Source organism: Variovorax paradoxus, from assembly GCA_016806145.1.
Lineage (GTDB): Bacteria > Pseudomonadota > Gammaproteobacteria > Burkholderiales > Burkholderiaceae_C > Variovorax.
This window is the reverse complement of record CP063167.1, coordinates 1,861,544-1,880,910: the sequence shown is the minus strand read 5'-3', so window position 1 is coordinate 1,880,910 and position 19,367 is coordinate 1,861,544. Positions and strand designations below refer to the sequence as shown.

Below are 19,367 nucleotides of genomic sequence, written 5' to 3'. Positions count from 1 at the left end.
CGCCGGCGCCGCGGCGCAAAGGCGGCAGAGCGTAGTCGCGGCCCGTGGCGGCCCGGAAGCACATCGGCGGTTAACTCGTTCACCAAAGGTAGGCGCATGCGAGCGGCTTTCCATGCACCGCGAACGCCGCAAACCCGCATGGATGCTGGCGTTTCGCGCGTTGCAGCGCCTGCCGCACACGCTCGCGATGGCGCTGCGCCTCAAGGACGCTTGCCGGATAATTCGCGACCACAACGACAACGAGACACGAGACAAAGTGCGCGAGGCCCACCTCCGAGATCTGATAGCCGTCATCGAGACCGGCAGCGTTCGATCCGCCGCGCGCAAGCTCGGCCTTGCGCAGGCGGCCGTCAGCAAGAACCTCACCGCGCTCGAGAAATCGCTGGGCGTGCCGCTGCTGGTGCGTTCCGCGCGCGGCGTGGAACCCACCGAGTTCGGCCGCATCGTGCTGCGCCGCGCGCGCGTGATCGATGCCGAACTGCGCCATCTGCAGGAGGAACTCGAGAGCGCCGGCGGCGAGGGCCGCAAGCTGATCACGGTGGGCCTGTCGGCCACGGCCGAGGCCATGCTGCTGCCCACCGCCGTGGCGCGCTTTCGAGAGCACACGCCCAATGCATTGATCAGCGTGCTCGGCGGTCGCTCGTCGTCGACCATCGCAGCGCTGCGCGAAGCCCGGATCGATTTCGCGGTCGGCCCGCTGCCCACCGACCAGAGCCTGTCCGACCTGCACACCGAGCAGCTGTGCAGTTCCGACATGGGCATCGTCGTGCGCGCGGGCCACCCGGCCGCCGATGCGCGCGACCTGGCCGCGCTGGTGCCCTATGGCTGGCTCTACAGCGTGCAGCAGTCGGGCGGGCCGATGATCGTCACGCTGATGACCAGCCAGGGCCTGCCGGCACCGACGCTGGTGGCGCATTGCGATTCGTCGAGCGCGCTGGTGTCGATGCTGCTGCAGAGCGACCTGGTCACGCTCAACAGCCTGGGCGGGCTGGAACCGCTGCGCGAACGCGGACTGCTCAAGGTCCTGCCCATCAAGCTCGATCTGCCGCCGGCCGTGCAGCATCTGGTGACGCCGACGAAGCGGCCGCTGACGCCTTCGGCCGCGGCGCTGGCCGACGAGTTCCGGCGCGCCTCGCGCAGGCTGCGGCGGTGAGCGGCAACACGCTCGCGACGCGGCGCGCGATGCTCGCCGCCATGGCGTGTGCCGGCCTGTGCGGCCGCCACGCGCTGGCCGCCAACGACACGGGACGGCCCTTGCGCATGGTCGTGCCGCAGGCGCCCGGCGGTGCCGCCGACTTCATGGCGCGCCTGATCGCCCGCGAACTGGCGCAGGTGCTCGACCGGCCGGTGGTGGTCGACAACCGCGCGGGCGGCGGCATGATCGTCGGCACGCAGGCCGTGGCCATGGCCGCGCCCGACGGCAACACCTTCGGCATGGTGTTCTCGCCGCATGCCGCCAACGAGGCGATGCGCCAGCAGATGCCCTACGACGCGCTCGACGATTTCGAGCCCCTGTGCCTCGGCGGCCATTCGATCGTGGTGCTGGTCACGCAGCCGGGCTTCGCCGCGCGCGACGTGGCCCAGTTGATCGCGCTGGCAAGGCGCACCGATCCGCCGCTGCAGTACGCGTCGCTGGGCATCGGCTCGGTGTCGCACCTGGCCGGCGAGCTGCTCGCCATCGAGGCCGACGTGACGCTCGAGCACGTGCCCTACAACGGCAGCGCGCAGATCTACCGCGCGCTGCTCAACGGCGATCTGCCGCTGGCCTTCGTCACCCTGGAGAGCGCGCTGCCGCACCTGCAGTCGCAGCGCCTGCGCGCGCTGGGCATCACCAGCGCGCGGCGGGCCGCGTCCTATCCGCAGCTGCCCGCCATCGCGGAGTCGCTGCCCGGCTTCGAGCTGATCGGTTTCTATGGTTTCGTGGCACCGGCGCACACGCCGGCGGTACAGGTCGAGGCGCTGAGCAGCGCACTCGCACGGACCCTGCAGACCCCGCAGGTGCATGACCGGCTGGCGGCCGGCGGGGTGGTGGTCTCGGTCGCGCCGCCGGCGGCCTTCGCCGCCTTCCTGCGCCAGCAGGTGGACAAGTACGCGGCGCTGTCCAGGCGCACGGGGATCACGCTGGACTGAAGCGAGCCCCGGTCCGGCCCGCTCCCGCTTCGCTCAGGTGCCTTCGATGATCCGCAGATCGCGCTCGGCGCCGTCGCCCAGTGCGACCAGCGCGGCCTGGTAGTCGGGGCTGTCGTGGGTGGCCGTGGCCTGCGCCACGCTGTCGAACTCGATCAGCACGGTGCGTTCGGCCAGGCCGTATTCGTAGGTCTTGGCGGGCAGGCCGCGTGCCAGGAAACGCCCGCCGCCCGCGGCGATGGCCGGACCGGCCAGCTTTGCGTAGGCGGCGAGTTTGTCGGCGTCCTTGACGGCACGGTATGCACTGACCCAGTAGGCTTTTGCCATGTTGATTGCTCTGTAGTTGCCAAAGCTTTCAATATAGCGGGCGTCGGCGTCTCGCGCCTCGGCACGGCGGCAAGCCACCTGAACCGCACCGGCCAATCCACGGGCGGTGCTACGAACCCGCGATCTCGCCGCGCTCCACCAGCAGTTGCCGGATGTCCTTCTTCGCGATCTTCCCGTAGCCCGACTTCGGCAAGGCCTCCCAGAAGAACACGTGGTGCGGCCAGCGGTAGCGCGCACAGCGCCCGTCGAGGTGCGCGATCAGCGCATCGCAATCGACCTGCGCGCCCTCGCGCCGCACCACCACGGCCACGCCGACCTCGCCCCACTTGGGATCGGGCACGCCGAGCACCGCCACCTCGGCCACCGCGGGATGCGTGAGCAGCACCTCCTCGACCTCGCGCGGGTAGACGTTAGAGCCGCCCGAGATGTACATGTCGGACTCGCGACCGGTGATGTAGAGCAGGCCGCGCGCATCGAGCCGGCCGAGGTCGCCGGTATGGAACCAGCCGCCGCGCAGCGCCTTGCGCGTGGCCTCCTCGTTGCCGTGGTAGCCCGCGAACACGGCGGGGCCGCGCACGCAGATCTCGCCGACCTCGCCCGTGGGCAGGCGCCGCAAGTCGGCATCGAGGATCGCCACCTCCATGCCGGTGCGCGCGCGGCCGCACGAACCGATGTTGGCGTTCGGGTCCTCGTCGTCGGCCGAATGCATGGCGGCCGGCAGCACCGTGATGTTGCCGGTGACCTCGCCGAGGCCGAAGTACTGCACCAGCACCTTGCCGAGCTTCTTCAGCGCGAGCTTCTGGTCGGCGCGGTACATCGGCGCGCCCGCGTAGATCACGTGGCGCAGCGAGCTGTGGTCGTAGCGGTCGACCGCCGGATGCTCGACCAGCATCTTGACGATGGTCGGCACGGTGAAGAGGTTGCTGACGCGGTGCGCCTGCACCGAGGCCCAGAAGGCCTCGGGGTCGAGCTTCTCGCTGGCCGGCAGCACGGTGGCCGCGCCGCGCGCCACGTTGAGCAGCGCATGGATGCCCGCGCCATGCGACAGCGGCGCGACCGCGATCGAGCGGTCGTGTTCGGTCGTGCCCGGGATCAGGTCGGCCAGGTGGTTGGCGACCACGAAGGCCATCTGCCCGTGCGTGAGCACGCCGGCCTTGGGCCGGCCAGTGGTGCCCGAGGTGTAGAAGAACCACAGCGGGTCGTCGCGGTCGACGGTCTCGTGCTCGGCCCGAGCCGCGTCGTGCGCTTCGTGCGCGCGCAGCAGGTCCTCGTACGAATGCTCGCCCTCGCGCGCGCGGCCGATCGCGACCACGTGCGCGAGCGCCGGCGAGGCCGCGCGCACTGCGTCGGTGTGGCCGGGGAAGATGTCCTCCACGATCATCGCGACCGCGCCGCTCGACGCACCGAGGTAGGCCACCTCGGGAGGCGTGAGCCGGAAATTGGTCGGCACCCAGACGCAGCCGAGGCGGAACGCGACCCAGCAGCTCTCGAACATCTGCAGGTTGTTGCGCGACTGCACCAGGATGCGGTCGCCCTTCTTCAATCCGAGCGCGCGCAGCGCCGCGGTCATCGCGGCCACGCGCGCCTCGATCTCGCCCCAGGTCCAGCTGCGGCCGCCCTCCTGGATGAGGCCCGGCCGATCGGCAAAGAGCGCGGCCGTCTGCGTGAGCAGCCGGCCCAGGTTCATCGCCTGCGCCGCACTCACGAGGCTGGCTCCAGGATGCTGAGGTAGCTGGCCACCGCCGAGCCGCCCATGTTGAACACCGCGCCCATGCGCGTGCGCTCGACCTGCATGCCGCCGGCCGTGCCCGAGAGCTGCATCGCGGCCATCACGTGCTGCGACACGCCGGTGGCGCCGATCGGATGGCCCTTGGACTTGAGCCCGCCCGAAGGGTTGACCGGCAGCCGGCCGTCCTTGCGCGTCACGCCGTCGAGGATCACGCGCGCGCCCTCGCCGTGCGGCGCGAGCCCCATGGCCTCGTACTCGAGCAGCTCGGCGATGGTGAAGCAGTCGTGCGTCTCGACGAAGCCCAGGTCGTCGAGCGAGGCGCCGGCCGAGGCCAGGCCCTTCTTCCAGGCCATGGCCGCGCCCTCGAACTTCGTCGGGTCGCGGCGCGACATCGGCAGGAAGTCGTTGACGTGCGTGCGCGAGCGCCAGCGCACCGCGGGCACCTTCGCGCCCGCGAGCGGCTCGGTCGACAGCACCAGCGCGGCCGCGCCGTCCGACACCAGCGAGCAGTCGGAACGCTTGAGCGGACCCGACACGAAGGGGTTCTTGTCCGAGGGCGTGCGGCAGAAGTCGAAGCCGAAGTCGCGCCGCATGTGGGCATAGGGGTTGTGCATGCCGTTGGCGTGGTTCTTGGCCGCGATGGCCGCGAGCGCGTCCGACTGGTCGCCGAAGCGCTCGAAGTAATTGCTCGCGATGCCGCCGAAGATGCCCGCGAAGCCGGCCGGGTCGGCGCCCTCCTCCTTCACGTACGAGCACTTGATCAGCGTGGCCGCCACCTCGGGCGTGCGCAGGCCGTTCATGCGTTCCATGCCGATCACCAGCGTGCGCTTCATGCGGCCCGCGGCCATGGCGTCGAGCGCGGCCCAGATCGCGGCCGAGCCGGTGGCGCAGGCGTTCTCGCAGCGCACGGCCGGCGTGTGGCGGAACTCGGGCATGGCCACCGCGGGCAGCGAGGCCGTGAAGTCCTGGCCGACGAAGCCGGCATTGAAGTGACCCACGAAGATGCCGTCGATGTCCTCGGCCGCCACGCCCGCGCTGTCGAGCGCGGGTTGCACCGCGTCGCGGATGAGCTGCTCGAGCTCGGCGTTGTCGAGCTTGCCGAAGGGCGTGTGGCCCCAGCCGACGATGTAGGCGTTGTCGTTGCGCATGATGTCTCCTGGAAGGGGTGAGAAGCGGGATTCAGGGCACGGCGGGCCGCGCGGGCACGGGCCGGCCATGACGTTGTACCAAGGTCAGCGCGATCGTGCCGGCCGCGGCCGCGAGCACGCCCGTGGTGAGCGAGAGCACGGCGGCGCTGCCGCTGCGGTACATCAGGCCCATCCAGCCGCCGCAGAGGAAGGCCGCGCCCGCGAAGATGAAGCCGCCGAGCGCCGAGGCCGCGCCGGCCTGCAACGGGAACGGCGTGGCCATGCCGACATGGCCGCAGGGCTGGTGGATGCCGTAGGCCAGCAGCATCAGCCACAGGCCCGCCGTGAGCGTGGCGGCCGTGTGCGCGCCGGCGAGCTGCGGCACCACCAGCAGCAGCGCCGCCAGCAGCGACAGGAAACCGGCGCGCCGCACCGAGGTCACGATGCCGTGCGCCGCGATCCAGCGCCGGCACAGCATGGTGCCCGCGAGGTAGGTGACCGAGGCGCCGCCGATCACCAGGCCGAAGCCCACGCGCGAGACGCCGAAGGTCTCGATGAAGAGATAGGCCGAGCTCGAGAAGAAGCCGAAGTTGGCCGCATAGCCGAAGGCGTTGAGCAGGGTCCACGACTGGAAGGCCGGATCGCGCGCGATGCGCGCATACCCCGCGAGCAGCGGGCCGAGGCGCAAGGCATCGGGCTTGAGCGAGCGCGCGGTCTCGGGCACGCGTGCGATCACCAGCAGCGCGCCGGCCAGGCCGCACAACGCCATCGACCACAGCGTGGCGCGCCAGCCCAGGGTCTGGGCCAGCAGCGCGCCCGTCACGGGGATCAGCATCGTCAGGCAGGCCAGCACCGACATCGCGACCGTCATCACATGCGTGCCGTGCTGCTGCTCGAACAGGTCGCGCACGATCGCGCGCCCGCAAACCATGCAGGCCGCGATGCCCAGGCCCTGCGCCGCGCGCGCGGCAATCAGCACTTCGATGTTCGGCGCCATCGCGCCCACCGCGGCGCCCACCGCGTACAGCAGGAAGCCCGCCACCAGCACCGGCCGGCGGCCGAAGCGGTCGGAGGCCGGGCCCCACAGCAGCTGGCTCAATCCGAAGCTGAACACCAGCACCGCCAGCGTGAGCTGCACCACGCCCACGCGCGCCGCGTACTCGTTGCGGATCGCGGGCAGCGCCGCGAGGTAGAGGTCGGTGCCCAGCGGCTGGACCGCGGTCGAGAGCGTGACCACGCCGACGACCAGCGCCGGCCCCATCGCAGCGACTGCGGCGACAGCGCCGGTCTTCACGGACTCAGCGCTCGAGCAGGTCGCGCTCCTGCAGCCAGCCGCGGATCAGCGCCGTGGCTTCCTGCAGCAGCTCGGGCTGGCCGGCGTAATAGTGGGTCGCGCCCTTCACCACGCGAAAGAGCTTGTCGGGCGAGGCCGCGGCCTCGAACAGCATCTTGGGATGCGTGGTCGGCACCGCGTCGTCGGCGCTGTTCTCGATCACCAGCAGCGGCACGCGGATGCGGCGCGCGCCTTCGAGCCCGTTGCCGCAGGAGTCGTCGAGCGACCATTGCGACAGCCAGCTGCGCAAGGTGGTGAAGCGCGCGAGCCCGACCGGCCCGGAGTTCACCGTCTCGGGATTGCCCATGTAGCACCAGCGCGGCCGGCGGTCGTTGGGATCGAGCGTGGAATCGAGGAAACGCGGATCGGCCAGCGTGCGGTGCACGAGGAAGGGCCGCTCCATCTCGCCGGTGTTGCGCGCCTGGAGCTCGGCCAGCTTTGCCCTAGCCCAAGCCGTGATGCGGCGCATGCGGTCGAGCTGCGCCACGCGGTAGCGCTGGATGTAGGCCGGCGAATACGGCGGCTGGTTCGGGTTGCGCGGGTCGTAGATGTCGAGCTCGACCTCGCGGTCGTCGGGATTCAGCTCGTCCTTCACCGAGGGGTCGATGGTCTCGGCCAGCAGGTGCGCGCGCGAGAGGTGCGCGGCCTGGTAGATCACCGCGTCGGCCGGGATCAGCCCTTTTCCCTTGAGATCGACAGCGTCGCCGGCCGGCGTGTGCGTGATGCGCGGATCCTCGGCCTCGGCCTGGTAGCTCACCGCCAGCGCCCCGCCGCCCGACCAGCCCACCAGCACCACGTGGCGATAGCCCCAGACCTGCTTCGCATGGCGGATGTAGGCGCTCAGGTCGAGGAACACTTTTTCCATGATCAGCGCCGTGTCGTTGCGCTGGTAGCGGCTGCCCGCGCACAGCACGTGCGCGCCGGTGGCCGCCATCGCGCGCGGCACCGGCAGCAGCTGCAGCGTCGACGCGGGATGCATGAAGACCATCAGCGTGTCGGACGCCTGGCCCTCGGGCCGGAAGCGGATCGCCTCGAGGTTCACCGCGCCCTGGTTGCCGGAGAAGCCGTAGGTCTCGGTGAAGGCGGCGTGCTCGTCGTACTGGAGGTGCACCCACTCGGTCTGGACGGTGAAGGACTCGGTCATGAGGGGAATGTAGGACCGGGCGGGGGGGATGGCAGTCCCCCGGTGGAGGTACAGCAGAGGCCGGTCCTCCCATCGCGGGGCGATCGCTCGATGCTCACTTCCCGCCCTTTTCTGCCTTGAGAAGCGCGGCTGCACGCCGCTTGGCGAAATATGCCTCCACCTCATCGTGCGCAACGGCAGGGCGCGATTCGTCCAGTGCCTCCTGCACCTTCGCTCGAAACCAAGCGTGGTGCGCAGCGGCGTCGACGACGGGTTCTGCGGGCAATGCACGGTCCTCGGTGTCTACATCGATGCGGTTCTGCACGACTGCTTTGCCGACCATGGCGACGTCCTCCCAGTAACGATGCGAAAGCTCGAACGTACTCCATGTGAACGCGATTGACGACATCCTCGCCACGCGTTCTCCAAACCTTTCGATCCTTGCGGCTCATCAACCACCGCCCAGAAGACCTCCCGGCCTTCACACACCGTCGCGCTCCGAGCTACCGATCTGCTCGCGCGCCGCTCCAGTCGCCGCAATCACGATCCCCGCCAGCACGGCCAGCAGCCCCGCGACGAGATTCCACCGCAGCGGCTCCGCCAGCAGCCAGGCACCCACCAGGCCCGCCGCCACCGGATTGACCGTCACCGAGATCGCCACGCGCGTTGGCGTGGTGCGGCCGAGCGCGAAAGCCCAGAGGAAGAAGACGATCGCGCCACCGAACACGCCGAGGTAGGCGATGGCCAGCCACTGGGCCGTACCGAAGGACACCACGGGCGCGAAACTGCCGCCCTGCCAGGCGATGCCGGTGAGGCACAGCGCGCCGACCGCCATCGCCACGGCGGTGAAGGTCAATGGTCCCGAACGACGGATCAGCGGACGCGAGCCCACGCTGTAGAACGCCATGCACAGCGCGGCCGCGAGCATCAGCAGGTCGCCGCGCCAGGCATCGGGCGGCGCGGTGCGCAGTCCCGACAGCAGCGCCAGCCCCACGCCCGCCATCGCGATCAGCACGCCGATCGTCTTGCGCCGCGTGAAGGGCTCGACGCGCAGCAGGCCCGCCACGGCCATGGTGAGCAGCGGCAGCGCCGACAGCGCCAGCGCGCCGCGCGCGGCGGTCGTGTGGTGCAGCGAGGCATTGAAGAGCAGCGGGAACAGACCGAAGAACAGCAGCCCCAGCCCGGCCGCCGCGGGCCAGTCGCGCGGCGCGGGCCATGACTCGCCGGAACGCAGCAGCGCCATCGGCAGCAACAGGCAGAAGCCGATGCCGAATCGAAAGGCACCGAGTGCCACCGGATCGATGACGCCCGCGACATAGCGCGTTGCGCCCACCGCCGCGCCGCCCAGCGCGCTGGACAGCATCGCGGCCGCGATGCCCAAGAGTTCTCCCACGCCCGTGCTCCCTGATCGATGAAGTGACAGCAGCGTAGGCAGCCCTCTATCATCAATCAATGGAATTTATTTGGTCACCCTGATCAACGAATCGAATGAGCATCCCGACGCTCGACCCCGAGCTGCTGAAGGCCTTCGTGGCCGTGGCCGACCACCGTTCGTTCACCCGCGCGGCAACCGCGCTGAACCGCACGCAGTCGGCCGTGAGCATGCAGATCAAGCGGCTCGAGGAGCGGCTGGGCACCGAGCTCTTTCACCGCACCAAGGTCAACGTCGACCTGAGCCTCGCGGGCGAGGGGCTGCTGGGCTATGCGCGCCGCATCCTGCTGCTCAACGACGAGGCGGTGGGCCATTTGCAACAGCACAAGGTCGAGGGCCGCGTGCGGCTCGGCGTCATGGACGACTACGGCAGCTTCGTCGTGCCGCCGGTGCTCGCCAGCTTCGTGGCCGCGTACCCGCGCATCCACATCGAGATGGAGACCGGCCTGACCGCGCGCATGCCCGAGCGCCTGGGCGAGGACTTCGACCTCGTGATCGCGATGCATCCCGAAGGCCAGGGCGGCGGCGAGCTGCTGCGGCGCGAGCAGGCGGTCTGGGCCACGGCCGTTTCGCAATCGGTGGAATCGCAGGACCCGCTGCCGGTCGCGCTCTATCCGCAGGGCTGCCTGTTTCGCCAATGGGCGACCGAGGCACTCGATGCGTCGGGGCGGCCATGGCGACTGGCCTTCGTGAGCCACAGCCTCGCGGCCGTGGAGTCCATTGCGGCGCAGGGACTGGCGGTGACAGTGGTGAAGTCGGGCACCTTTCCGCCGAGGCTGCGGGCGCTGTCGGAACGCGATGGCATGCCGCGGTTGCCTGGGGCGGATATACGGCTGCATCGGGCGGCGGGTCTGTCGCGGGCGGCTGGGTTCTTGGCGGGTCACATCGTGGGGGCCATTGCGCTCTGACTGGTGCGATCAGTTAGTAGCCATTGCGAATAGCGAGGACGGGGGGTCTTTCCCCAGCCAGAGCAATGTCGCGAGCGCGCAAGACGCCAGTCGATCCCCCCGCAACCGAAAACGTTCAACCAAGGACCTGTCCCTCAAGCGGGCCGCGAAACCGCGGCCCGCAGACCGACACTTACCCGCCAGTCTCAAGCGCTCCACGTCGCGGCATCTCGCTCAATTGAAACAGCTCCCCGGCCTTGCGAGCGAGGTCCGCCGCGAGCCAGAGCAGGTTGTCCAGTTGGCGTGGCCCGTCACCGCTACACCAATCGATGTCTCTTCCGTGGGAAGCCCACAGAAGCGCTTCGAGCTGGGAGAGGGTGTTTTCGAGGAGATCCGCCGGGGCTTGGGCGTTTTCTCTGGGGGATACCGGCGTGCGACGCCGGGCTATAGTCTTGGTAGCCATTTTTGTGCGGTTCCTTTAGAGGGGTGTGCACGAACTTGGTTAGACGGCTGGGGTGGTGCTAACGCCCTGGCCGTCGCCTTTTGATACCTCGCATTTGCGTCGTTGCCTTAGCAATGACGACCTGCCGCGAGGCGGGCAGTCTTCGAGCATCTCGGTGGATTGGTGGGTTGTGCCTTTCTTCTCCCCTAGGTGGGGTGGTGAGTGAGAGGGGCATCCACTCTAGGGAAGAAGTGGGCGGGTTGACGTGCCGTTTGGCACGAAGTTGCGGTAAGCGCCAATAAATGCAGCTTCTGCGATGCGCGGGGCACGGACCTCGAAGAGGCCGTGGCGGGCCGGTCCCGATCGGCGTGAACGCCGGAAGAAAAGCTGGCCCCCAAAGCCGGGCCGATTCAGTTCATCCTGTGCTGTTAGCCTCACATGGTCGGCAGGACCTCTGCCACGCCAACTCCGGCCATCGCGCCCAATTTCAGAACTGACCTCACTATGACCAGCCCGCTCTACAACGCCTCCATTCCCGTCATGCAGCAGATGCTGCGCGCCATGTCCGACGTGCTCAAGAAGGCCGAAGACCACGCGACGCAGAAAAAAATCGACCCGAATGCGCTGCTGCAGGCGCGGCTGTTCCCTGACATGTTTCCGCTGGTACGTCAGGTACAGATCGCCGCGGACTTCTCCAAGGGCATTGCCTCCCGCCTGGCTGGTGCCCAGGTGCCGTCCTGGCCCGACACCGAAGTCAGCTTCGCCGACCTGCAAGCGTTGATCGCCAAAGCTTTGGCCCATATCGGCTCCTTCAAGCCTGAGCAATTTGATTCAAGCGAAAGCCGCGAGATCGTATTGCGCCCCGGCACCCCCAAGGAAAAGAAGCTGACCGCAGGTGCATATCTTCTGCACTATGGATTGCCGCAGTTCTTCTTCCACGTGACCACCACCTATGCCATCTTGCGCCACAACGGTGTTGAGGTCGGTAAGCGCGACTACATGGGTGCCTACTAACTCAAGACAGATAGAAGTTCAGCGACTCGAGCCACTGCGGCTCGATAGCAACTAGAGCTTTCGTGGCTGCGCGATTTCGGGTGACTGTGGATGGAGGCTCTATCTGCCTTGATTTGCTTGGCGCATGGTCAACGCTGACCAAATGTCTGCTGCGTTGGGCTGTGAATTACGCAGCCGACACGTTGCGGGCGTTTGACGTTGGTTTGATGATGGCGGCTATGCAGCGATTGCGGCCTTCCAGTTGTTCAGACGGCCGGCGGGTGACGCTGCAAAGCGGACGCCAGCCGTCGAGGTCAAGCAATATCTCTGCTCGCGAAATCAACGGGCCGACATGCTCAAGCCGCCCTATGGCGTAGGCGTCTTGATGGTCTCTTGCGCCGGTACTACCGTCCGTTTTTGCATCTCCGTAGGCCTACCAAGCCATGTCCGCAGCCTGCTCGAACCGACGAGTCAGGCCGTCGACGAAACTGAGCATGTCCTCCTCGGACTGCATAGCGCGTGTGTAGGTACCATCAGTCGCGTGCGACAGAATGCTAGGAAGGACACTGAAGAGATAGTGCCTCGCGGGCGCCAGTGCTCCCGCCCATAGGTGGTCAAGAAACGAACCGATCTCCATCATCGCCGATGCCTCATCGAAGGCGACGCGACCTGTGAAGCTAACTTGATGGTCTCGGTCGTTGGTCAGCAGAACGGGGACGGAGCCCGCCCCCGAGTGGAAACGAAACGCTTGGCCCTCTTTGCCGAACGCCCCGTGAGCCACGAAGTTTCTTACCTGTGCACGAAGATCCAAGAGCTTGTCGTAGTGCGCTTTGGTGTCCTTATCCGAGATGTCGAGTGCGGCCTTGAATTTCGCGTTCCAGTTGTCCTCGGCAAGCTCCGCAACTTGCGTACCCACAGTTAGCTTTCCCTGAAGTATCGCGAGATGGATAAACGCGTGCTCAGTCCAACTGAAGAAAGCTTCGATGGCAGCCAGCGCATACCAGTTCACTTGCTTGTTAACTGACAACCACGATGAGATGAGCTCGAAGTTGAACGTCACAAAGGATTCGCTTCCTTTGTCCTTCGCCTTACTTTCCAGCTCTTTGCTTTCAACGACCTGTGCGTTGAACTGGTCGCGAAAATACTCGTAGCGTTCGAACAGATCCGAGTTTTTGTTGACGACGTTCAGATCAGATGTCGCAATTGCTTGCTGTGCACGCCACTGGAAGTATGGGGCCGCAACTGAGACGGCCTTCTTGATCGCTTCGACAATAGCGGTCGCGTCCTTCTCGCCTTGCTGACTTGGCCGACCGCTCATTCTCGCGTTGGGGTCGAGATTGGGTTCGAAGACGCCGAGCCCCATCTTTCGATGCTCTATGCCGTACAGGCGACCGCGGAACCTGACCGGTACCGTCCACGCGCTCTTTTCCCATTGACCAAGACTCGGGAACTTGAGTAGATCAACGAGAAGAAAATAGACAAGGTAGTAGGGCGGAAGGCCTCGACCGGCCTCTGTTCGCGCCGACAACATCAGCCCGTGTCCTTCCTCAGGCAAACGCGGAGGCCCGGCGGGCTCCAGCTCTTGGAGTGCCGCTCGTGCCATGTCGCTCATATTTGCAGGCAGTTCCGGTACAGCGATCGACTTTCTGACTTTCACACCTATTCCCTATTCTTGAGCCACGGTTCAGACCTGCGCGTCTACGAAGTCGCGGGACTGCGTCAAGAACGAGCGCAGGTTGCGCGAGATCACGCGCTGCAGGCTACCAGATATGCCGGGTATCGGAGACTCGAGAAGGTCAATCAGCCTCCCTCCGGTAGCGCTGAGTCAGAGGTGGGGGAAGCGGCTCCTGTTGCCGGTGCTGCAGCAGGTCCTTTGAAGCGGATATGGTTTGCCTGTCCGTTCGCCTCGGCCCAATCCTTGATCTTGATGCCCAACCAGGTCAGGTAGTCGCCGGTACCCAGCGCGCCGTCAGCGAATGGCTCGTGCTGGTCTGAGTCCTGCAAGTCCGCCATTAGGGTCTGGACTCGCAGCGCCATGGCATCGTCCTTGGCCACCGTCAGATAGGTGTTCAGCGGCTTGTCCTTGGACTCCTCCTCACCGCCGAGGAAGCGCTCGAAGTCGGGCACGCTGATCCTGTGCCGGGCGGCCAAGCCAGCCTTTCGGGCCTTGAGTACTGCCTCGCGGATTTTGCCGTTCTCGGTCCACATGCCGTTGCGATGCCCGTTCGATTTGTATGGCGGGTCTACATCGTGCACGATGCCGAAGTCAATCTTGAAGTGGGTCATGACCTTTATAAGCGGCACCAGGATGGCTTTGCCCCTAGCGCGGATGACTGTCACCTCGTCCATGAGTCCGTGCCCACGCTCAATGATGGACGACATGAAGGCGGCATGCTCCGTGTCACCCTCGACGAGCACGGGGTAGGAGCCGAAGAACACTTCGGAAAAGCTCGGGTCGATGTGCTGGAGGGCCTGCAGGCGCTGCTTGTCGTCGTCTTGGAACTCGAATTCAATCTCGTCCGAACGATAGGTCTTAGGCGCCATCGGCGCGTCGTCATCTTCACTCTCGCGTTCGAGGCGAACGATGGTCGTGTGATCCTCGAACGGGTTGACGAAGTGGGGCGAATGGGTGGTCATGATGACTTGCCAGTCGGGATGCTTCGCCAGTTCGTACAGGTGTCGTTGCGCAGCCCGTGCGGCCATTGGGTGCAACGCGTTCTCCGGCTCATCGATCAGCAGTAAGTAGCCCGGAAACGCCGGGTCGTCCTCGCTGTCGGGAATGTTGCCGTCTTCGTCGTGAGCTTTCAGGCGTGAGGTAGATTCCGCGATGATCTTGTCGTAGGCCTGCAGATCAGCTTCCTTAGCTTTCCCCGGTCCCTTGTCCGCCTCCTTCTTGCGCTTCACCCGGGCTGCTTCCAGTTCCTTCTCCAGCCGCTTCCTGTACTCCTGCCGGACCTCGTTGTCGCGTGACAACTCGTTGTGGACCTGGAGCATGGACCAGAAGAGCGCGCGCCGTGCGCCGGTTCCCTGCTGGTGGAGCGACGTCTGCGTCTTTCCATCCTGGACGATGAGACTTGAGCCCGTTTTGAGTAGGTCGGCGAGCTTGGGCACGATCGGACTCGCCGCGACGTTCAGCTTCACGTCCAGGCGCGGGAACACCCGCTTGAACCCTTGTGCCACTCGGCCTGATATGCCGTTGAAGTGCTTCTCGTGCACTCCGCTGAGTGATTTGACTCGCGTCGTGACGCTTGCGAGAGCAAGGGAAAGCGCGGACGCCGGATCGATCCGCTCCTTCTCAAGGCCGGCCAACAGCGGACCCAGCGCTAGGGTGAGCAGCATCTCCTCGGTCTTCGCTGCGTCATCCAACGAACCGATGCGAAGCGGGCGGGGCAACCTGGAATTGAAAACTGGATCCGCGCCTCCGGCCTTGCCGTCCTCAGCCCACGCCCCCTTTCCGTCGGCACCTCCCGACGGATCCCACGTTGTGCGGACCTTCTGATACTTGTCAGGTGCCCATTGCCAGCGGCTCTTGACGATTAGCAACCCGTCCTTCGCCTCCTTCCACCCCGAGTCGACGTTACCAATGCCGTCTGGGATGTGAACCTCCAGAAGCACTTCGGAGGGCTTGTCCGACGGCGCATGCAGGCAGCGGTCCTTGTTCTCATCAAACTGGGCTGAACCTTTGGCCAATTCGTAGGCGCGCAGAATGGTGGACTTGCCTGCGTTGTTCTTGCCGACCAGGCAAACAACATTGTCTAGTTCGATCTCTACGCCGTCGTCGCCGATGCATCCGATGTTGCGCACGGTGATGCGTACAAGCCTGGATCGATTTGCTCCTGCCATGTTTACCCCTTATTGCGCAAATATGTTGTTGTTAAACAAGCGTAACAGCAGTGGCGGCAGGACGATAAAAGCCGGACTTCCACCGGGCGCCTGTCCGCAAAGTCGCGGTACTAGATGACCGGTGTTGGCGAAAGCCGTCGGTCAGGCCCAGAACTGTGAATGACTTAGATCAGCAGCGGATTCAACCGGTCGACGCAACACAATAACCACTGCTGAGGTAGAAGGATTGTTGCAGATGAAGTATCGGACGCGAACCCGCTACACGGACGCTCAGAAGGCATCGATGTGGGAGCGCTGGAAGGAAGGCTGGACTCTGCATCAGATCGGCCATCTGTTCGACCGACCTCACACCTCGATCCACACCATCCTGTCGAAGACCGGTGGCATTCGACCACCGGACCGGCGGCGCAGCGCGAAGGCGCTGACCCTGGCGGAGCGAGAAGAGATCTCTCGTGCTCTAGTGATCGGTGAATCGATGCGCTCGGTGGCCGCCCGACTTGGCAGGGCACCGTCGACCATCAGCCGCGAGATCGGGCGCAACGCAGGGCAAGACTGCTATCGGGCGAGCGTCGCCGACGAAGCTGCCTGGAATCGTGCCCTGCGGCCGAAGCGCTGCAAACTGGTCAAGAATCGGGCGCTGGCTGGCGTCGTGGCGGACCTGCTTCGAATGCGGTGGTCGCCGGAGCAGATCGGCGGTTGGCTCAAGCATACTTATCCGAGCGACCCGGGCCTTCATGTGTCACACGAGACCATCTACCGCAGCCTGTTCATTCAAGCACGTGGCGCGTTGAAGAAGGAACTGCTGGAGCATCTCAAACGCACACGCGGCATGCGACGCTCTCGTTCCTACACACAGAAGACGGCGATCCATGGGCAGATTGCTGATGCCGTGTCGATCAGGGAGCGCCCTGCATCTGTCGAAGATTGAGCGGTGCCTGGCCATTGGGAGGGAGACCTAGTCTTCGGGAGCGGCAACAGCCAGATCGCCACGTTGGTCGAGCGACAGACGCGATACGTGATGCTGGTCAAACTCGAAGGCAAGGACTCGCAGTCGGTCGTCAACGCGCTGATCAAGAACGCACGCAAGTTGCCGCAGGAGCTCTACAAGTCATTGACTTGGGATCGAGGCACGGAGATGCACGGTCACAAGCGATTCACGATGGCCACCGACATCCAGGTCTACTTCTGTGATCCACAGGGCCCCTGGCAACGCGGCAGCAACGAGAACACGAATGGGCTGCTGCGGCAGTACATGCCGAAGGGCATCGACATTTCGGGCTACTCACAGTGCCAACTCAACGCGATCGCGCGACAATTGAACGATAAGCCGCGCAAGACACTCGGCTTCCACACACCCGCTGAGATGTTCAGCGAATGTGTTGCGTCGACCGGTTCAATCCGCCGCTAATGGCAGCCCTTGGACGGGATACACCGAGGGTTCCTTAAGGCCTATTGATTTCTCTCTTCTAGCAAATTTACGGGAAAACCGCGTTTCGAATGCGTTTTACCCTAACCTTTCAGCTCATAGTCTGATGTTGGCTTGCGTAATCCCCGAATTTTTCCAGTGCTGTCCGGAGAAAAATCAAACCTGAATTCTTTGGTCTGTTGTATTGGGAAGAACCAAGTTTTGTATGCAATCAGAAGACCAATATCGGCCGCTTCGACCTTCGTTCCGTCCTTGCCTGTAACGACACAAAATACGGTACGACCTTGACCGCTTTCTATTCGTTGCTTTCGATGAAAGGCGGGGAAACTTTGGTATCCGTCCATTCGCGTTCCATCCCTTAGTCTCGCCGCATGGATGATGCAGTTGTGACCAATCCAATCGATAGCGTAAGGGCTGTCGTTTAGAAATTCAAATGGAACTGTTTCGAAGTTGTCAGGAGACATAGCCTCCCCTAGCGATACAGACAACTTAGTTTGAAACGACAGCAACGCTGACAGAAAGCCAACTGTCGCGACTGCAATCGTGCCAACGCTCGCAAAATGTCGAAAGGATATTTTTCTTTTGTGAGTTGGACTTGCTGGTGCGACCGAAACCTTCACGGTCTTTGCAGCGCGTTTTCTGTTTTTTGAACGTCCCATTCTTTAGTTGCGCGTTGTGTGCAGTCGGAGCCGAGTTTTGACGACTTCGCAGGAGGTTGGTCAACTCATCAAAGTCGTGCTTGGTTAAGAGGTAATCACTTGGTCGATTGTTGCCCGCCATATGGTCAGTGCGCACACGCTCCGTACGGCATCGTTGTGCGTCAGCGACGAAGGTCTTCGTTATCACGCAGTTTTAACGTGCGGGAAGCGGTGGAGGTCCGCGTAAGCTGCTGCAGGCAACGGACAAGTTCTGAGGTTGGCGAGAGTAGGCAGCAGCGAGGGCATCGCATCGATGGCTGGCAGTAGACTTTGACCACCGAACTCGCACCTCTGGGGAACCCCATGCACCGCCATGAGATAGCCGGTCCTACGGTCATTCGCGAAGGCCTAAAGCATCGTCGACTTGGTAACCATCGGCTTGTCAGCACTGTTGAAAAACGTTTGTAAATGTTCTGCGCACCTGGGTAAGAAGATCTTGGCAGGCAAGAATACTCCCTGACCCACGGGGTTGTCCAAGCTGTTTCTCATTAGCTTTCGACCAGTGACATGATCTTGCCTGCGAGGATTTAACCTACATCGGGGGAACAACGTGAAACTCATTTTTAGGCCGAATTCTGGGACCGCTTCTGGCCGACTGTAGCCTGTTGGCCGCCAGGCGCTTCGGGCCCCGAGCATTGAAAAATGGTTCGAATGGAGAGTACCCTTGAGTCGAATATCACAAATTAATTTCCTGCAAACCATCTTTCCGCCCTTTACGAACCGCAATGTAGCTTTGCTAGTCAGTAAAGCGAATCAGCATATTGCGCAGCGCCTTAAGCAGAGCAAGTTCTACATGATTGGCGCACGTGCTCAAGCGAGCTTTGTGAACCCTCGAGTGGACAAGGAAAAGGCGCTTATATACCTAGACGTGGAAGTCGGCACACAAGTGGTCGACTCTGGCGTTGTCCACGTCGGAAAGTTCGAGGGTATTTCTCGTGACCCCGAAATACAGATAACTCCGGAAGCGGTGTTGCTGGGGGGCACTAAGAAGGGTACACACGCAAAGATTTGGCTCACCCCTGACTCTGTCTACTGGCAAGTAGCTCGGGGAAGTGACTATCTTGAGGGTTTTAGTAGGCACGAGCAGGTATGTAGTTACGACCTGCTGTATGTAGGCATCGCAACTAAACAAGACAGTTACCAACGCCTTATCGCTAAAGCCCACCACGGGCGGCTGAGGATTCTGTCGGAGGAGCAAGCGCGCAAGCCAGGAGCACACCCCTCTGACGAAATTGTTCTGTTCCTTTTTGACTTGGAACCACTCAGCTTCCAGCAAATCGGCGTCGAAGACAATGATTTCACCCTCTTTCGTGGCGTGGAGCAGAACAGAATAGTTGCGGATGCCGAAAAGGCTTTCGTGAAGTTGCTAGACCCCGAATACAACATAACCAAGTTCAAGAACTACCCAAAGGGCGAAGACGGGCTGTATGACGCGGGTCTCTCGAACTATGGGTATGTCCTCAACGAAAACATGAGATTTGCAACTACCAATGGGCTGTTCAAAGGCTTCTACAGCCAGAGCGGCTTTGATAACCGCCAAGACTCTATTTTTGTTGAGGGAGACAACGTAGTGTTGAAGTTCGGCGGCGACACCTCAGAACTTCCTTTGCCCCCCAGAGACGCCCGCAAGCGCGAGATGAACCGCGATGATTGAGCGCGTGCCCGAGCGGCGCCGTCATTTGATACTGACATTTCATCAAGGGAAGCGCTTGCGCCTTATGCCAGGCGGCCATGCATGTGTTTTGGTCCGCGAATGGGCGGAATGAAGTGATTGAGAGGCGATGTCGACCGTCAGGTTTTGGCCGATAGTACCGATTCGATCCGCCCGATCGGAGGACAGCAACCAGTCCTAAAGCGGACATCGGTCACAGCAACTTGGA

At 64.0% G+C, this 19,367-nt stretch carries 15 protein-coding genes and 1 pseudogene; 6 read left to right on the top strand and 10 right to left on the bottom strand.

Going from position 1 to position 19,367, the window contains the following annotated elements; translation table 11 throughout:
* The first annotated feature begins 112 nt into the window (after positions 1-112).
* Positions 113-1,153: a LysR family transcriptional regulator gene (locus tag INQ48_39870; protein QRF61536.1), complete on the top strand. Its 1,041-nt coding sequence runs from the start codon at positions 113-115 to the stop codon at positions 1,151-1,153.
* A complete protein-coding gene (locus INQ48_39865) occupies positions 1,150-2,130 on the top strand; it encodes a tripartite tricarboxylate transporter substrate binding protein (protein ID QRF61535.1) in 981 nt (326 codons plus the stop codon). Before INQ48_39870 ends, INQ48_39865 begins: the two co-directional genes overlap by 4 nt.
* Before the next feature lie 33 nt (positions 2,131-2,163).
* On the opposite strand, the gene INQ48_39860 is transcribed toward INQ48_39865, so the two are convergent.
* The 7 genes from INQ48_39860 to INQ48_39830 all read right to left on the bottom strand — a co-directional run bounded on the left by INQ48_39860 (position 2,164) and on the right by INQ48_39830 (position 9,159).
* Positions 2,164-2,454 (bottom strand): DUF1330 domain-containing protein, encoded by a 291-nt coding sequence (locus INQ48_39860; protein QRF61534.1) that lies wholly within the window; start codon positions 2,452-2,454, stop codon positions 2,164-2,166.
* Positions 2,455-2,563: 109 nt separating this feature from the next.
* Positions 2,564-4,159 carry an AMP-binding protein gene (locus INQ48_39855; GenBank protein QRF61533.1) on the bottom strand — a complete coding sequence of 532 codons (1,596 nt, stop codon included), beginning with the start codon at positions 4,157-4,159 and terminating at the stop codon, positions 2,564-2,566.
* On the bottom strand, positions 4,156-5,331 hold the full coding sequence (locus INQ48_39850; GenBank protein ID QRF61532.1) for an acetyl-CoA acetyltransferase: 1,176 nt from the start codon (positions 5,329-5,331) through the stop codon (positions 4,156-4,158). The genes INQ48_39855 and INQ48_39850 overlap by 4 nt, the downstream gene beginning before the upstream one ends.
* Positions 5,332-5,362: 31 nt before the next feature.
* Positions 5,363-6,604 carry an MFS transporter gene (locus INQ48_39845; GenBank protein QRF61531.1) on the bottom strand — a complete coding sequence of 414 codons (1,242 nt, stop codon included), beginning with the start codon at positions 6,602-6,604 and terminating at the stop codon, positions 5,363-5,365.
* Between the two features lie 4 nt (positions 6,605-6,608).
* Positions 6,609-7,787, bottom strand: a complete 1,179-nt coding sequence (locus tag INQ48_39840) for an alpha/beta hydrolase (protein QRF61530.1) — start codon at positions 7,785-7,787, stop codon at positions 6,609-6,611.
* A gap of 94 nt (positions 7,788-7,881) precedes the next feature.
* Positions 7,882-8,109: a type II toxin-antitoxin system RelB/DinJ family antitoxin gene (locus tag INQ48_39835; GenBank protein ID QRF61529.1), complete on the bottom strand. Its 228-nt coding sequence runs from the start codon at positions 8,107-8,109 to the stop codon at positions 7,882-7,884.
* Positions 8,110-8,247: 138 nt separating this feature from the next.
* Complete coding sequence (locus INQ48_39830; protein ID QRF61528.1) at positions 8,248-9,159, bottom strand: DMT family transporter; 912 nt, start codon at positions 9,157-9,159, stop codon at positions 8,248-8,250.
* Between the two features lie 95 nt (positions 9,160-9,254).
* Here INQ48_39830 and INQ48_39825 point away from each other — a divergent pair, with 95 nt between their 5' ends.
* Complete coding sequence (locus tag INQ48_39825) at positions 9,255-10,106, top strand: LysR family transcriptional regulator (GenBank protein QRF61527.1); 852 nt, start codon at positions 9,255-9,257, stop codon at positions 10,104-10,106.
* Positions 10,107-11,031: 925 nt separating this feature from the next.
* Positions 11,032-11,541, top strand: coding sequence for a DUF1993 domain-containing protein (locus tag INQ48_39820; GenBank protein QRF61526.1), 510 nt, complete (start codon positions 11,032-11,034; stop codon positions 11,539-11,541).
* Between the two features lie 412 nt (positions 11,542-11,953).
* On the opposite strand, the gene INQ48_39815 is transcribed toward INQ48_39820, so the two are convergent.
* Together INQ48_39815 and INQ48_39810 are read right to left on the bottom strand one after the other, a co-directional pair.
* Positions 11,954-13,132 (bottom strand): hypothetical protein, encoded by a 1,179-nt coding sequence (locus INQ48_39815; protein ID QRF63172.1) that lies wholly within the window; start codon positions 13,130-13,132, stop codon positions 11,954-11,956.
* A gap of 188 nt (positions 13,133-13,320) precedes the next feature.
* Positions 13,321-15,363 (bottom strand): AAA family ATPase, encoded by a 2,043-nt coding sequence (locus tag INQ48_39810; GenBank protein ID QRF61525.1) that lies wholly within the window; start codon positions 15,361-15,363, stop codon positions 13,321-13,323.
* A 235-nt stretch (positions 15,364-15,598) separates the two neighbouring features.
* On the opposite strand from INQ48_39810, the pseudogene INQ48_39805 reads away from it, so the two are divergent.
* Positions 15,599-16,771: pseudogene (locus tag INQ48_39805) on the top strand (IS30 family transposase).
* 101 nt (positions 16,772-16,872) lie between these two features.
* Here INQ48_39805 and INQ48_39800 read toward each other — a convergent pair.
* Entirely contained in the window at positions 16,873-17,409 is a 537-nt protein-coding gene (locus INQ48_39800; GenBank protein ID QRF61524.1) for a hypothetical protein, read from the bottom strand.
* 742 nt (positions 17,410-18,151) lie between these two features.
* Here INQ48_39800 and INQ48_39795 point away from each other — a divergent pair.
* Positions 18,152-19,141 (top strand): hypothetical protein, encoded by a 990-nt coding sequence (locus INQ48_39795; GenBank protein QRF61523.1) that lies wholly within the window; start codon positions 18,152-18,154, stop codon positions 19,139-19,141.
* Positions 19,142-19,367 lie beyond the last annotated feature (226 nt).

Coding starts and splice junctions, on each gene's coding strand:
- INQ48_39815 (QRF63172.1), bottom strand. CDS start 13,132: ATGAGCGACATGGCACGAGCGGCACTCCAAGAGCTGGAGCCCGCCGGG.
- INQ48_39850 (QRF61532.1), bottom strand. CDS start 5,331: ATGCGCAACGACAACGCCTACATCGTCGGCTGGGGCCACACGCCCTTC.
- INQ48_39820 (QRF61526.1), top strand. CDS start 11,032: ATGACCAGCCCGCTCTACAACGCCTCCATTCCCGTCATGCAGCAGATG.
- INQ48_39860 (QRF61534.1), bottom strand. CDS start 2,454: ATGGCAAAAGCCTACTGGGTCAGTGCATACCGTGCCGTCAAGGACGCC.
- INQ48_39840 (QRF61530.1), bottom strand. CDS start 7,787: ATGACCGAGTCCTTCACCGTCCAGACCGAGTGGGTGCACCTCCAGTAC.
- INQ48_39810 (QRF61525.1), bottom strand. CDS start 15,363: ATGGCAGGAGCAAATCGATCCAGGCTTGTACGCATCACCGTGCGCAAC.
- INQ48_39835 (QRF61529.1), bottom strand. CDS start 8,109: ATGGTCGGCAAAGCAGTCGTGCAGAACCGCATCGATGTAGACACCGAG.
- INQ48_39870 (QRF61536.1), top strand. CDS start 113: ATGCACCGCGAACGCCGCAAACCCGCATGGATGCTGGCGTTTCGCGCG.
- INQ48_39825 (QRF61527.1), top strand. CDS start 9,255: ATGAGCATCCCGACGCTCGACCCCGAGCTGCTGAAGGCCTTCGTGGCC.